The sequence below is a fragment of the Calothrix sp. CCY 0018 genome (genome assembly GCF_963920925.1).
GTDB lineage: Bacteria > Cyanobacteriota > Cyanobacteriia > Cyanobacteriales > Nostocaceae > Rivularia.
In genome coordinates this window covers 107,833-122,559 of the sequence record NZ_CAWUDI010000007.1, presented here as the reverse complement: position 1 = coordinate 122,559, position 14,727 = coordinate 107,833, and the positions used below count along the sequence as shown (strand labels likewise).

9 protein-coding genes and 1 pseudogene are annotated in these 14,727 nt (G+C 37.4%); 5 read left to right on the top strand and 5 right to left on the bottom strand.

Annotated elements, in window-relative coordinates:
• The first annotated feature begins 30 nt into the window (after positions 1–30).
• Positions 31–171 (top strand): pentapeptide repeat-containing protein, encoded by a 141-nt coding sequence (locus ACM03V_RS07190; protein WP_414620080.1) that lies wholly within the window; start codon positions 31–33, stop codon positions 169–171.
• 462 nt (positions 172–633) lie between these two features.
• Complete coding sequence (locus tag ACM03V_RS07185; protein ID WP_414620079.1) at positions 634–957, top strand: Mo-dependent nitrogenase C-terminal domain-containing protein; 324 nt, start codon at positions 634–636, stop codon at positions 955–957.
• Between the two features lie 139 nt (positions 958–1,096).
• On the opposite strand, the gene ACM03V_RS07180 is transcribed toward ACM03V_RS07185, so the two are convergent.
• The 3 genes from ACM03V_RS07180 to ACM03V_RS07170 all read right to left on the bottom strand — a co-directional run bounded on the left by ACM03V_RS07180 (position 1,097) and on the right by ACM03V_RS07170 (position 5,893).
• Positions 1,097–1,492 (bottom strand): hypothetical protein, encoded by a 396-nt coding sequence (locus tag ACM03V_RS07180; RefSeq protein ID WP_414620078.1) that lies wholly within the window; start codon positions 1,490–1,492, stop codon positions 1,097–1,099.
• 115 nt (positions 1,493–1,607) lie between these two features.
• Entirely contained in the window at positions 1,608–4,241 is a 2,634-nt protein-coding gene (locus ACM03V_RS07175; protein WP_414620077.1) for a protein kinase domain-containing protein, read from the bottom strand.
• A 479-nt stretch (positions 4,242–4,720) separates the two neighbouring features.
• Positions 4,721–5,893, bottom strand: coding sequence for a metallophosphoesterase family protein (locus ACM03V_RS07170; protein WP_414620076.1), 1,173 nt, complete (start codon positions 5,891–5,893; stop codon positions 4,721–4,723).
• Positions 5,894–6,146: 253 nt separating this feature from the next.
• Between ACM03V_RS07170 and ACM03V_RS07165 the strand changes: the two are divergent.
• Positions 6,147–7,852: pseudogene (locus ACM03V_RS07165) on the top strand (iron uptake porin).
• Positions 7,853–8,071: 219 nt separating this feature from the next.
• Here the strand turns inward: ACM03V_RS07165 and ACM03V_RS07160 are convergent.
• Both ACM03V_RS07160 and ACM03V_RS07155 read right to left on the bottom strand, forming a co-directional pair.
• Positions 8,072–10,645: a penicillin acylase family protein gene (locus ACM03V_RS07160; RefSeq protein ID WP_414620075.1), complete on the bottom strand. Its 2,574-nt coding sequence runs from the start codon at positions 10,643–10,645 to the stop codon at positions 8,072–8,074.
• 500 nt (positions 10,646–11,145) lie between these two features.
• Positions 11,146–12,282 (bottom strand): cob(I)yrinic acid a,c-diamide adenosyltransferase, encoded by a 1,137-nt coding sequence (locus ACM03V_RS07155; protein WP_414620074.1) that lies wholly within the window; start codon positions 12,280–12,282, stop codon positions 11,146–11,148.
• A gap of 444 nt (positions 12,283–12,726) precedes the next feature.
• On the opposite strand from ACM03V_RS07155, the gene fraC reads away from it, so the two are divergent.
• Entirely contained in the window at positions 12,727–13,305 is a 579-nt protein-coding gene (gene fraC, locus ACM03V_RS07150; protein WP_414620073.1) for a filament integrity protein FraC, read from the top strand.
• A gap of 300 nt (positions 13,306–13,605) precedes the next feature.
• Complete coding sequence (gene fraD / locus ACM03V_RS07145; RefSeq protein WP_414620072.1) at positions 13,606–14,667, top strand: septal junction protein FraD; 1,062 nt, start codon at positions 13,606–13,608, stop codon at positions 14,665–14,667.
• Positions 14,668–14,727: the final 60 nt, after the last annotated feature.

The window sequence follows — 14,727 nt, the reverse complement described above, 5'->3', positions numbered from 1 at the left end:
GCTTGATGAAAATGAATATTTCAGGAATCTATGAATAGAGAAGAAATTGAAACAAGATATGCTGCTGGGGAAAGAGTTTTCACTGACGTTAAACTAGCTGACATAAACTTAAAGTCAATTCATTTAAGCGGAGCTAATTTAAGTAGAGCTAATTTAATAGATATTTACTAAAAACCTAAACTTTGATGTTGGGTTACGGCGCGTGTGTACTTTTCGTAAACTATTAAATTATTCGTGCGCCTTTAACCCAACCTACATTCTAATTTAAGTAGAGCTAATTTAATAGATATCTACTAAAAACCCAAACTTTGATGTTGGGTTACGGCGCGTGTGTACTTTTCGTAAACTATTAAATTATTCGTGCGCCTTTAACCCAACCTACATTCTAAAATTTTCATGTTGGTTTACAGCACGTCTGTACTCTTCATAAACCATCAAATTATTTGTGCGCCTTTAACCCAACCTACATCTTAAGAACTGAATATTATAAGTTCAGACTATGTACACAAAAACATAGTTAAGCTGAGCTTATAGGCTATAATTTTTTTTTATATTTATCTAGTATTTACATTTGAATAGATTATGCCTAAACTACAAATATAGCTTTTTAGTCAGACACATTTGGATATAGCAATGTTAAACCTAATCAGACGTACTCCTCAAACAACTTTGAATTCAATCAAAACTCAAGTGCTTTGGTTCGATGGGTTATATCCTATACGTCAGTGGCTAAATAACCTTGAGATTAACAATGTTGCGCTAGCCCATTTTATCTGCCGGATGATTCCCACGCAGTGCCCTTTTGAGCGAGATATTTGTTTATTTGGTCGTACTATTGTACGCATTCCACCCTTATGCAAACTTAATCCATTGTATGAGGAAGTCATAGGTTTACGGTTCCGAGCGCTTTGTTATTTAGCCGATGATTGTGGCGAAGATGTAGGTTGTTATTGTTGAGAATAAAATTTTTATTAGAAGCATGAATAAAGTCATAAATAAAAACCGAACTTTACAGATTTATAATTGCTTACGCTATTTTCAAAACCTGACTTTCGATAGGTAATTGCTCTATCAATGCTAAATTTAGTCAATTGGGTTACATTCTTCTACTTTGATTCTTAACCGATAACTTTGCAGCTGTTCCTCGCCACAATACTACTAAAGGAATGCAGCTAATAAGTAAGGCTGGCAATAGCATAATCATAGCCGATGTAAATTCAGAAGCTAATAGCGCGATCGCCGGAATCAACATTGCAAAACTGACTATTCCAAAGATGAACCAGCCTGTTATCAACACCCACCAAGAAATTTTTCCTGCCGCTAAACCCCTAAAGGCTATTCCTTCTAATTCAATTCTACCCATTGGGTCGTACCCGGAGGGCATTTTTTCTTGATAAGTAGGTTCATCGTTGACAGAAACGGAATAAACAATCTGTTCGGATTCAAATTCTTCATCGGGAAGAAATTGCTTAAATTCATCATTCTCGCTCATTTTTGCTACTCCTAATTCCAGCAGTGTTTTTGAGGATTGATGCTATCAATATAAATATCTACATTTGCACGCAACTACTTTTCGTGAAATCTTTGAGAAACTCTCACTTCTATATTTATTCATTTATCAAACAAAATTGGTACTTCGGATTATCTTGTGGTTTACATTTCTGCTGTACTTTCACTAATACCCCTAATTGATTATCGTCTTGTGGATCGACTTGACGATCATGAAATTTATTAAATTGTACCTCTCCCGTAGCACCAGGTGTAGAAAAAGAAGGGCTATTTAATTCATCGTACAAACTTTGACGAGTGGGGTTATTTTGCGTTTTCTTTAATGCTGCCACAATTGCTTGAGTAGCATCATAAGCTGTTGCAGCCCGCCAACCTACATATTGAGTTCCCCACAGTTTTACTGATTGGCTTCTAAAAGTGGGTTCGGTACGTTCGACATGAATTGGTACGGCAAGAACTAAATTTTTAGCTTGCTCCCCAAATGTGGATGATACATTATCGGCGTTATAAAGAGAATCTCCACCTAATAAAGGTTGATTCTTGTATCTAGAAATAATTAACGAAGCTTGTGTTGCTTCTTCCGTACCGATAGATAGCATTAATAATTTAATATTTTCATCTATCTGACAATTATCAATTCCAGAATCAGCTAAATCGCACTCTATGACGTTTCCTAAAGAAGCGTATTTTTGCTCGAATGATTCTTTTAAAGAAGTGCTATAGGATTTTCCTGAATCGTAAAAAACTGCTGCATTTCCAGAACCAATATTTTGCCGCGCATAGTCAACTAAATCTGCTGCTGCAACTGCATCGTTAGGGGCTGTACGAAAAACATAGTTGCTCAAATCATATTTATATTTTGATTTTTCGCTAGGTTGAGATTTTCTAACAGCAGTACTTGTGGGAGAAATAGCCACTAACTTTTCTTTTCCATATACTTCGCCTGCTGCTAAAGTGGCATCGCTGGTAAAATGACCAACCACTCCTAATATTTGTCCGCTAAATGCGCGATCGCCCGGAATTTGATTCTTCGCTAACTGCTTAGCTACTTTGGGGGCTGTATCTTCTACATCTGGATCGGAATTATTTTCGTCTCTAGCAAGAACAACTTGTAATAATCTTCCTTCGATACCATCTTGATTGTTCAATGTTTCTTGAACTGAAGCAACACCTCGTAATATTTGTTCTGATATATTTGTATTGCGCTCTTTATTTTTACCGGGAATTGCAGCAGCAATTGTGACGGGATTACCTTTAATATTTGCTTTGGCGTTGTTAAGAAAAATCAGCGTTTCAGGGTCAACAGGACATTGATTAGTTGCTTGTTTAAATAAATCTATCGCTGTTTGAAAATTATTTTTGGCATTTTCATATCTTTGATTTTTGAAGGCTGTCATACCTTCTTGTTTTTCTCCCAAAGCTTGTTTGCATAATGTGATATCGGTTGTTTTTTCTCTGAGTAAAGATTCTTCTCCTCTACTAAAAAAGTTGTCAGCAAGTAATTCTGGCTCTGAACTTGTCATAACTGCAAAGGCAGTTGCACCCACTAATAATGCACCGATACCTCCTGCTAGCAACAACAGTTTTTTATTTTTTTTCTGAAGAGGATTATTTGGAGTATCTGGTTCTGAAGTAACCGTCGGTGTGGCAACCGGCTTGGGTATAGGTATACCCGACAGATGCGGTGGTATTGGCTGAGGTTGGGGGTAGAGGGATGGTGATGGTTGAGTTACTGGAGGTTGGGATTGAAGATTGGAAAGAGCAGATGTAACTTCACGAGCTGACTGATACCTATCTTCTGGCTGATAGGACAGCATTTTATCTAAAATATCTACAAGTTGAGAATTGACATTAGCGTAGTTTCGCCAATTCCAGGTATGATATTCGCGAATTTCTTGGGCTTCTTTACCTGCAAGCAAAGACACGCAAGTTGCAGCTAAAGAGTATAAATCCGATGAAGCTGATACAGGTTTACCAGTCATTTGTTCTGGTGGAGCAAAATCTGGAGTTCCGATCGCAACTGATTGGGCTGTGGGAACCCCCGTAACTACAACTTGTTTGACTGCACCAAAATCTATCAGATGAAGGGCATTAGATTTTGTTGCTCGCATGATATTGGAAGGTTTGATGTCCCTATGGATTACTCCTTCACCATGAACATAATTGAGGACATCCAAAAGTTGCTTTAGAATTTCGATTATTTCTGCTTCTGAAAACTGTCCTTTTTGGTTTAATTCCTGGGCTAAATTCTGACCTGCGATAAAGTCTTGCACCAAGTAAAAAAAAGTTGGTATTTGATGAGATTGCCCAGTAGATTCTTGGAGGTCAGGAGGTGCTTCTAATTGTGCAAAAGCCCATGCACGGGGGATTTGTGAGTGTGTTAGTTTTCCTAAAACGCTTGCTTCTGCGCGAAATAATCTTTCGATATCAGCTAATTGACACTCTGAAGGAGAAACTTTTGGATGTAGTTGCTTGATAACTCTTAACGGTAAATCTGGAAACTTTAAATCTCTCCCTAAAAATGTTCTGCCAAATCCACCTCTTTCTATCTCTGGAAGTAATGGCCTAAGCGTTACAAAGCAACCTTCTAAAATCAGAGGCATTCCACAGTTTGCACAAAATCTTTGTTTAATCGGTTTGGTATAAAGATTTTTTTCAGGAATTGTATTAATCGGGTCTTGACAACTTGGACGAGTACAATAAACTTCAATTAGAGGATTAGTAGTAACCATTGAATAACCTTAAAAATTACTCTTGTTTCAGTTTTTATATATCTCGGCAGGCTTTTTAACTTTTATATAAGTAGATGCTTAATTCCTTGGGCAAGCATGAAAAACTCTATTTCATCTGCTGCTTTTGGCAATTATTTGTTTTGAATGATAAATAGCTATGACAGCAGCTTGTCATGCAAAAAAAAGTAATGCACTAAAAATTAGACAAGCCGGGAGCAAATTCCAGTTCTTTTTAGAGATCGGAATTTTAAAGGTAATAAATACAACTATTAATACTACCTTACCGACTACTAAATTTTTTCATAACTTAACAAACATAAACGCATATTATTTGTACGTTATTACTCAACAATATTTACGCAAATGTAACACTATTGCTATGATTTTGTACTTCACTTTTGTGCAAAGTATTGCAGGGGGAATGGGGAAAGAATTATTAATTCATAGCTGGTAACTGATAACTGCTCACTGCTCACTGTTCACTGATTCCCACAAAGTTTTTCGTTTAGTTTCTCTACACACGCGGCTTTTTCTTCTGCTTTTAAATCTTGATATTCTACGTCTCGGCGTAAAACTATACCGTTATGTCCTGTCAAAAACCTTGGCAGCTGTTTGTATTCAATAAGCTCTAAGGTTTTCATGTCGTAGGTGGTATATGTGGTTAATTCTGGGGAGTCAAAGTTAATATCAATCACCGTAATCGCCTTTGCTGAAGGTTCTTCTGTTCCAATTAACGGACGAGGCCCCGAACCCATAAGTCCCATATGAAGTAGCTGCAATTTACCGCGATGACCGGGATAATAAGCGTGGTGATGTCCGCTAATATACGTATGAACGTTGTATTTTTCTAACATTTCTCGCAATTCTTCGGGGTTTGCCATTACGGCACCAAATTTGTTGCGCCCTTCTGCAACTGCATATAAAGGTAAATGACTCAATAAAATTCGCATTTTTGCTTGCTGCGCTTCTGGGCTTGCTAATGCTTTTTCTACCCAAGCCATTTTTTCGGGGGGAATTCTATGGGTTGAACCATCCCAAGCCATGAAGAAGATATCTTTATGTTTGAAGGTGTAGAAAAATGGGAACTGACTTTTATCTATAAATTCAACTCCGGGGTTATGTTCGGGGTTATTCCAATATTCTGAAGCTAAATCTCTTTCTTGTTCAAATACAAAATTGCCTTCTTTTTTAGCACCGGAAGCGTCATGATTGCCGATGGTAAAACCGAAGGGTATGTTTGCTTTACGTAAAGGTGCTGCAATATGCCGATCAAAAGCCGCCCACATTGCGTTAATTTGGGATTCACTTAGCGTCTTTTTCTGACCGGCTATCATATCACCGCTACAAACTACCATATCTGGCTGCCAAAAAGGTAATAAATTAATTCCTTTATCTACCTCTGCATCGTAGTCGGTGGAACCATAAGCTGAATTCAAATCGCTGATAGCTACTAAACGCACATCTCCACGAGGAGGATTGAATAAACCACTACTCCCAGCAGTTTTAATTATTTCTTGTGTTTCTGGCGGTATTGAGATTTCGGGTGTTTTAGGTGTTTTTCTAGCTTCTTGGTTGGAGTTTGTACAAGCAAAGCAAAAGATACTCAGCGCAAAGCCTATAATTACAAACGAAAAAAACCGTCGCCAATGCATTTCTTTAGTCTCCAGTCAACTACACCGTAAATATAGCGGATAGTTAGGCAATTTATTTTTATACCAGGATACAAATTTGAATGGGGAATTGGGGATTGGGCATGGGTAAGATTTATCATTCTTTAATCAATGCTAAATAAACTACTAATTATTTTCTTTTTTGTTGTTATATCTAAATATTTTTTAAGATTTACATTTCTTTTTTGAATAAAAATATTATTGTTTGGAGGTAATCAAGAGTAAATACAAATAAATGAAACAAGATAAAGGTGTGTTGCCATTTATATCTGCTATTATAGGTGCTATTTTATTTAATTTATCTCCAGCTTTCGCTCAAGTAAATTCTACGGAAAATTTAATAAATCCTCAAATAAGTTTGAATTTATCTGACGATAGAGATACTTTTGACAACATTAATAACGAGCAAGATATTCCCTCTACAGCAGATATAGATACTCTTAATCAAAAATATAGCCAAGGACAGATTTATTTAGACAAGGTAACAAGTGCCGAACAATTACAAGATGTTAGCCCCCAACATTGGGCTTATCAAGCGTTACGTACTTTAGTGGAAAAGTACCGCTGCATAAGTACTTCGGGAAATGAGTTTAATGGCGATCGCGCGATGACTCGTTATGAGTTTGCAGCTGCTTTTAATGCTTGTCTTTCCACTATTGAAGGTTTAATTGCTAATTCAAGTAATAATTTGCTCAAGTTGGAAGATTTGACGGTTTTAGATAGAGTGCAAAGAGAGTTTGTGACTGAATTAAAAGAGGTAAGGAATAGAGTTGATAATTTGGACGAACAAGTTACCTCTATTGAAAAAATCAATTTAGTACTACTACGACTTTAAATGGTACGGTAGATTTTTATCTAATTAGTGCTTTTGGTGATGTGAAAGCAGCTGCACCGGGAGACAATCTAAGAGAAAGTTTAGATAGCAATCTAAGTTTTTCATCGCGTGCGGTGCTTGATTTTGATACTAGTTTTACTGGTAAAGATTTATTACGAACTAGTATACAGGCTGGAAATATCAGCAGTTTTGATCGAAGTGCTGTTGGTACGGATATGATTAGTTTAATCGGAGCTACAAATACTGATAATAAATTTGATTTAGCTTCACTTTATTACGAAGCTCCTATAGGTAATAATCGCGGTACGGTTGTGATAGCACCAATTGCCGGTTTCCCAACTCGTATTTTTCCTTCACTTAATCCCGTCTCTTCAGTTTCTACTTTCGGTAGCGAAAATCCGATTTATGCTTTTGCATTTGGCACGGGTGGAGTAGTTTATTACAAATTTACGGATGAAATAGCTGGTGGCGTGAGCTACTTCACAACTTCCGGCGATGATGTGGATGAAGGATTATTTGGGGAGCAATTCAGTTCCTTGTCTCAGTTAACTTATACTCCATCAGATAAACTGGCGATCGCCTTGACTTACGGACGTTACTATGCACCACAACCGGATTCGAGCATCAATGTAACTGGTGGTAAAGGTAGTAGATTTGCTCAATTACCTTTCGGGGATTCAGCAACTTCTACCAACGGTTTTGGTTTGCAGTTTACTTATAAGTTAAGCAAAAAGTTAATTTTAGGAGGTTGGGGTAGCTATCTGAGTGCGAATGCAGAAGCTTCACCAAATGTTAATAGCGTAAATGCTTCTCAAGGTGCCGACGCTGATATTTTGAGTTGGGCTGTTACGGCAGCTTTACCGGATTTAGGTAAAAAAGGTAGTCAGTTAAATTTCGTTTTTGGTATGCCTCCAAAAGTAACCAACAATGATATTTCTGAACGCGAAGATAAAGATACTTCCTTACACTTTGAATTGTCTTACAACTATCCTGTAAATGATAATATTTCTATCACTCCCGGAGTTGTAATGATTACCAACCCGGAACACAATGCAGATAACGATACTATTGTGGTTGGTTTGATGCGGACTACTTTTAAGTTTTAATAAGTTAGGAATTAGGAAAATATTTGGAGTGACAATCAAGTTTGTAGTAAGAGTTTTAACTCTAATGTTGAGGATTAAAATCTTCACTACAAACTAATTAAAATTAATCTGGTTAAATACTAGCATTTTAGAAACCGGGTTTCTCTTTAAATCGTTTCTCACGTCTCAACGTTCGCTTCATAAATAACTTTTAACTCCTAACTCCTAACTCCTAACTCTTTATTCAGGCATCAAAAACAATGTTGATTCACCCCTTTCATCAATTTTTTCATCTTCCCAAAGCATCAAATGATATTTAACATCGCGCCAAGGTTCAATCATATCGGTGTAATGACGGTTGAATGCGTGCCCCGATTGCCCGGTGCTATGCATTGCTTGCGAATTATCGAATTTTGCTAAGTCTACAATCATCCGCAATGAAGGAATATGGGTAACTTCAAAAGAAGATTTATTGGCTTTCCAACGATTGGCATTAATGGTTTCTCCGTCACCTGCTGCTTGATATGTACCCCGATTAAATAATCTTTCAATCGCAGCTACTCCAGATTTTCCTAAAGTGACGTTGCGAAAGTTGATTTTATGCAGCTTTCCCCAAGTCCATTTTTCTGGGCTATTTCCTAAAGTGTTTTCAAGTTGATTAACTGCTTCTACAAAAGCTAGTTTGAACATTTGATCTCGGTTTTCCACCTCCAAGGTATTGCGATTATCCCACCACAAATTATTCGGTTGTTCGACCAAATTTTTCACTACCGCATACCATCTGTCGCTACCACCAGGATAATAATCTTCGGGTAGTTCGTCGTGAAATGTTACCGCCAGTAATTTTTTCCAAAATGTTTCAAATAGGGCGGATGCGGGTGATTCTATTTGCAGTTTAAAATCCCAATCCACTAATAATTGACGAGCATTTTCTATACGGGAATCGTCGAAAGAGATTGACTTTAATATTGGTACCAAATCCCGCGCATTCAAATTAAGATTATCAGCTTGGATCGACTTAATATCGGCTAAAGTTAATGGCCAATCTGCTGATAAAATGATTTCTTCAATACGTTTTGCACGGTACCCGCGAACCCAATCTTTGGTAATAACGTAAGGATAACTTTCATCAACTACGGCATTATTTGCAGTAATAATATATCCCCGCGCTGGATTCAAACTATGAGGTAATTCTTCAAAATCAATATAGCCTTGCCATTCATATTTATTATTCCAACCTGGCACCGGATAACGTCCATCTGCTTTTTGACGTATAGGAGTTTTACCGGGCATTTGATAGCCAATATTTCCATCAACGTCTGCATATATTAAATTCTGAGCCGCAATATCAAATTTACTTGCAGCAACGCGGAATTCCTGCCAATTTTGAGCGCGATTTATTTCTGGAAGAGCCGCAATTAATGTGGAAGGTTCTAAAGCAGTCCAACGCAAGGAAACGGCGTAATTCGTAGTAATTTGAATTGATGAATTTTTCGCTAATTTTTCTAATTGGGGAAGAACATCAGAAAGAATTGGACCATGTTTAGTGTAGCGGATAATTTGAAAAACTGGTTCAGAAGAAGCAACTTGAATTTCTTCTTTTACAAGCTGCATATCTACCCATTTACCATTTATTTCATATTGATTGGGGTTTTCAGGATTAATCTTTTCTATATACAAATCCATCGTATCGGACATGACATTTGTTACACCCCACGCAATGCGGTTATTATGTCCGACAATTACCCCCGGTACTCCTGCGAAGGTAAAGCCCGTGACGTTATAAGGGCATTTTTTATTTATTAAATTGCTTGTTGAATTGCTTGTTGAATTACAGTGCAAACCTAATTCATACCAAATCGAAGGCATTTGCACGGCTAAATGCGGATCATCGGCTACAATCGGTTTACCAGTAATAGTGCGTTTACCCGAAATAGTCCAACTGTTGGAACCTACACCCATTCCTGTCGTACCGAGAATTTCTTCCATCCCAGTTACGTTAGTGGCAATAGATTTCAAGGAAGGAGTAATATCTTTTAGAGCAAGTAAATTTCTATCTTCTTCTGTATTCATTACTTGCTTTCTTGCAAGTTTTTCTGAGACTTTAAAATCGGGTACAATTACGGGGAAATCTTGGGGATAAAGTGGAAAAAGTTCGTCTACTCGCGCTTCAGGAAAAGATTTTAAAAGAATACTACGTTCAATCTCATCACCAAGATTTGTACTTAAATCGTAAGCCATTACTTTACCCCAGAGGATAGAGTGAATTGGCTGCCAAGGTTCGGGATTATAGTTACGATTAAGAAGTTTTAATACGGCATATTCCAAACTTAAAGCACTACCTTGATGATTTGCTAAATAAGCATTTACACCTTCAGCATAAGCCTGTAAATTTTCTTTTGTTTGAGCATCTAAAGTTTCGTCAAACTCTTGCTGAGCTAACTTCTTCCATCCCATCGTTCGCAGGAATTTATCTTTATCTAACTGCGACTCACCAAACATTTCCGACAATCTTCCAGCGCCGATATGTCGCCAAAAATCCATTTGCCAGAAGCGATCTTGAGCGTGGACGTAACCTTCTGCTAAAAACAAATCGTGAGAAGAATCAGCGTAAATTTGCGGGATTCCCCATTTATCCCGCTGGACTTTTACTTGCGAATCAAGTCCCGGAATTACAATAATGCCGCTTGCTTGGGGAAAAGAATTTCTAACCGTGTAAATAGTTAATCCTACTAAAGTTATAAATAATACTAGGACAATTATGCCAATATTCCTCAATACCGCCCCAAGCTTAGCTTCCTTCAAATTATCCATCTATTCCCCACTGGCTGAAATTCCGGTTAAACAAGCGACATTATATACCTTTGTGGGTAGTGTTGAAGGAGAAATTGAGAGGGGTGATCGGGGATGGGGAGATGGGGGGATAGGCTAGATAATTTGTAACTCCTAACTCCTAACTCTTAACTCTTAACTTTTATTTCCCTTTGGTGGTGAAAACTGTGGTGTACATCATTAACATTCCACCTACAAAAATGAATAAGGCGATTCCTGCTGTAACTAAGTCGAGTGTGTTGGTGTTTTCCATAATTAATATTTTGATTTTGCTGATTTTTATTTTGGGTTGTTAGTTAATAGTTTATGGCTGGGAATCTTTTAAATAAACCCGGTTGTTATCAAAATTATGATTTGTTGTTGATAGGTTCGTAGTTGGGACTAAAGTCCTCAACAAGAGCGTTAAAACGCTTACTACGAACCTTCGACAATCTAAAAGCAACTAACTACTAACCACTAACTACTAACCACTAACAACTAATTCAAAAATCAACACCGCGCTTGGGTTCTACTCCATGATTGGCGTAATGTTTATGACAGTAGACTTCTGAGTGAACGCTGGCCAGTTCAAAGTATTCTGGTTGATTTTGGCAGCGCCCGGTGATAATAACTTCTGTATGCCGAGGTTTGCGAAGTAATGCTTCGACTATTGGCTCTACTGGAAGTAATTCTAAATCTACTGTGGGATTGAGTTCGTCAAGAATAATTGTTTTATAGAGTCCCGAAGCTATGGCTGTTTTGGCTATTTCCCAACCTCTTTCGGCTTCTATATAGTCCAATTCTTGCCGAGAGTTTCGCCACACTATGGCATCTCCACCGCAGCGTTGATGGTCTACTACTTCGGGATAAGATTGCTGTAATGCGGCGATCGCTTCATCTTCGGTGTATCCAGTACCACCTTTAAGCCACTGCATAATTAATACGCGAGTGGAACCCGGATGGTTGATTCCTCTACCTATGGCTTTTAAAGCTTTACCTAAAGCGCTGGTAGATTTTCCTTTACCCGAACCAGTGTATATTTCAATACCTGATATACCATGTAGTTCGGCACTGGAATGGTGTTGGGGCTTCATTTCTGAATGTAAATCAGCGATATCTAACAGCTTTTGTGGGGCACCTCTTCCCGTGGCAATAACTTCTAAATCTTCAGGTTTGGATTTTAAGGTTTTTACTACTTCATCAACTTCTAGCAAGCCCAAATCTAATACGGGGTTAATTTCATCCAATACAACTACTGAATATAAGCCAGAAGCTATAGCACCTTTAGCAACATCCCAACCTCTGATAGCTTCCTGTCTATCGAAAGTAGTAATTTCATTCTTGTCAAAAAATTCTGCTCTACCAGTACGTACCTGATCGATTAAATGAGGAAAACCTCTTTGTAAAGCTGCGATCGCACCATCTTCGTCATAATCTCTTTCTGGCCCCTTAAGAAACCGTAGTAGCAAGACACGATTGTAATTATTTGAATTCTTTATACCTAAACCAATTGAACGTAAAACTACTCCTAAAGCCGCTTGCGATTTACCTTTACCTGCACCATCATAAATATGAATTTGACCCTTAAGCCTTACGGGGCGCAATTGTGCTGTGCGAATACCGATGCCGTTCCTTGTCATCTCAACTCAAACCGCTCTAATATGGCAGTCTTTTATCTTACCGAAATCCAGGTACCATCAGGAAGGGGGTATGGGGAGATCGCACAGCCACTCTCGTGGCTTGTCTCCCGCAGTACGAGAGAAGTGGCGCAACCCGTTCACCCGCAAGGGTGCGGCTCAGGGGGAGATGGGGGACAAGGTGAGTATAATTCGTGAAGAATAAATAATTTATTTGCTATTTGCTACTCCTAATTTCTAACTCCTAACTCCTAATTCCCTACCTTTAAGTAGCGATAGCGCGATCGAACATCATAAGCTACCTTACGTTTAAGAATTATTTCCCTTTATGCTGATTCCAGTATAAAAATGGTAAAAGACATAAATTCCGTTTAATATTATTTACTGTTAAAGGCTTTATATTACAAAAGTAGTGCGTAAAAAAACATTGAGTGGAGTAACAAGCAGATGTTAGATGGCTTTGACTTTTCCGCGCCTTTCCGAGTTGTTCCTTTTGGTGTAATCTTATTTGACTTTCTATTTTTATTAGTAGCAATTCCGGTCGAGGCATTCATTCTGAATAGAAGATTGAAGTTCGATAAAAGGACTTGTTCTTTTTACGCTATTGCGATGAATCTCTTTTCTAACGTTATCGGTTGGGTAGTTTTTTTTATTTTGGAGCCAACGAACTTCTTTGTTAGTTACAAATCGCAATTGATTAGTTTTTTGTTATACAATCGCCTAAACAATCAAGTTTATGGTGGTATTGTCATGGCAGGTTTTACTACCTTCTTTGGAACTTTGATGGTAAAGTTTGTCTTATTAAGGCTATTGATTATATCCTTAAGCAACCCTGGAGAAAAAAAGGCAGTACCGGAACCCGAAGATACTATTTTATTGAAGCGAAAATCGCGTCGAGGTAATAGAAAAGGATGGCAAAGTACAAGTTTATTTACTACTACACTAATTGCTAATTCACTTAGCTATAGTGCAATTACTTTGGTTGTATTATTTCGCATATTTGCGAGAACAAACAATGTTTACTAATAGTTTATAATTAGTATCCGAAATGGAAAGTTGCGAAAAAATATGTTCGTGTAAGTAGGTAGGCGTTGAAATTTGTCATTATTAAGAAGGGAGTAGCTAACAGCTAATAAAGTTTTAGGAAGTTATGTTTGTGCTTATTATAAGATGATAATTAATACTCCTATCTGCTTAGAAGTAACTTTTTTATAGGAGGCAAATAAAGAAAAATTATACAGACAATTTGTTTAACGCCTTAGCAGTAATCTTCGTATTCAGCTATTGTATTTAGCTATTAAATAATAGTAATTAATAGGAGGAAAAATGAGTTTAGTAGATGATGCTCTTAGCTTAATTGGTTTCGCAACAATACTTGATTTCTTCAAAGATATTTTCGCAAGGATTAGAGACTTTTTTGTACCGGATAAAGCTTTTAGCTGGCAAACATTAATTTATCTTAGTTTATTTTCTTGGTTGATGTCATCTTTATCCAATGATGGTCCAATCCAAGATATTATTGCATTTTTAGGTTGGGTATTTTTAATAGCTGGAACTTCTTGGTATACCACGGATAAACCTTTATATATTCCCGGTACTATTATGCCTGTTGGAGCAGTAATCACTGGAGGTATAGTCAGTGTTTTTGCTTTTCAGCAAAACGAAGAACTTATAACCAGAACAATTGTTTTTTGGCCAACAATATCGGCTTTAATCAGTGCTATTCCCGAATTTTTTGAAGGAAGCGGTACCGATGTAAAAACTCAGTTACCAGAATTAAAAGACCGCGAAAGTGTGATAATTTTAATTGGCTGCTGTATGTTGTTAAGTTGCTGGTTGAATCTCTACGGAGTTACAGATACATGGTTAAACGAATATCCTAGTGCAAGATATCCGGTTTATCAAGATGAAACTGCTCGGCGCAACGATTTGTTGACGGTAATCGAACCCCAAGATAAAATTCCTCAAAACGGGGTGGTAATTCTTAACAAGCTTCAGTCAGCAGTAGAAACAGCATTAGATGGAAAATCTTGGTCTGAAGTTGAATTATGGTTAAAAAATGCCAATCGAAAAGCTAGTCAGCTTGGTGAAAAAATCATAGAAATTAATCTGGCAAAGTTTGAAGAAAAAGATTTTTGGAAAGCGGAAGCTAATGTGCAGAATATCGATCCAAAAGATTATAATTCCGGATACAGACTAGATTTATATAGTGTTTGGCAAGGTCCAAGTGCTACCGAAAATGGATATTATCTCAAAAGATCCTGTCAAATTGAACCCATCGCAGTGCGTGATGAATCAATTAGCTCTAAAGGTGAAAAAATAACTGTTGCAGAATTAGAGTGTTTGCCAAAAATTTCCTATATTGCAGGACAACCTCCCCGAAATTAAAGTAAAAAATTGACAATCAATAATTGATAAATCATAACTGAGAAGTGATCTTGATCAAGT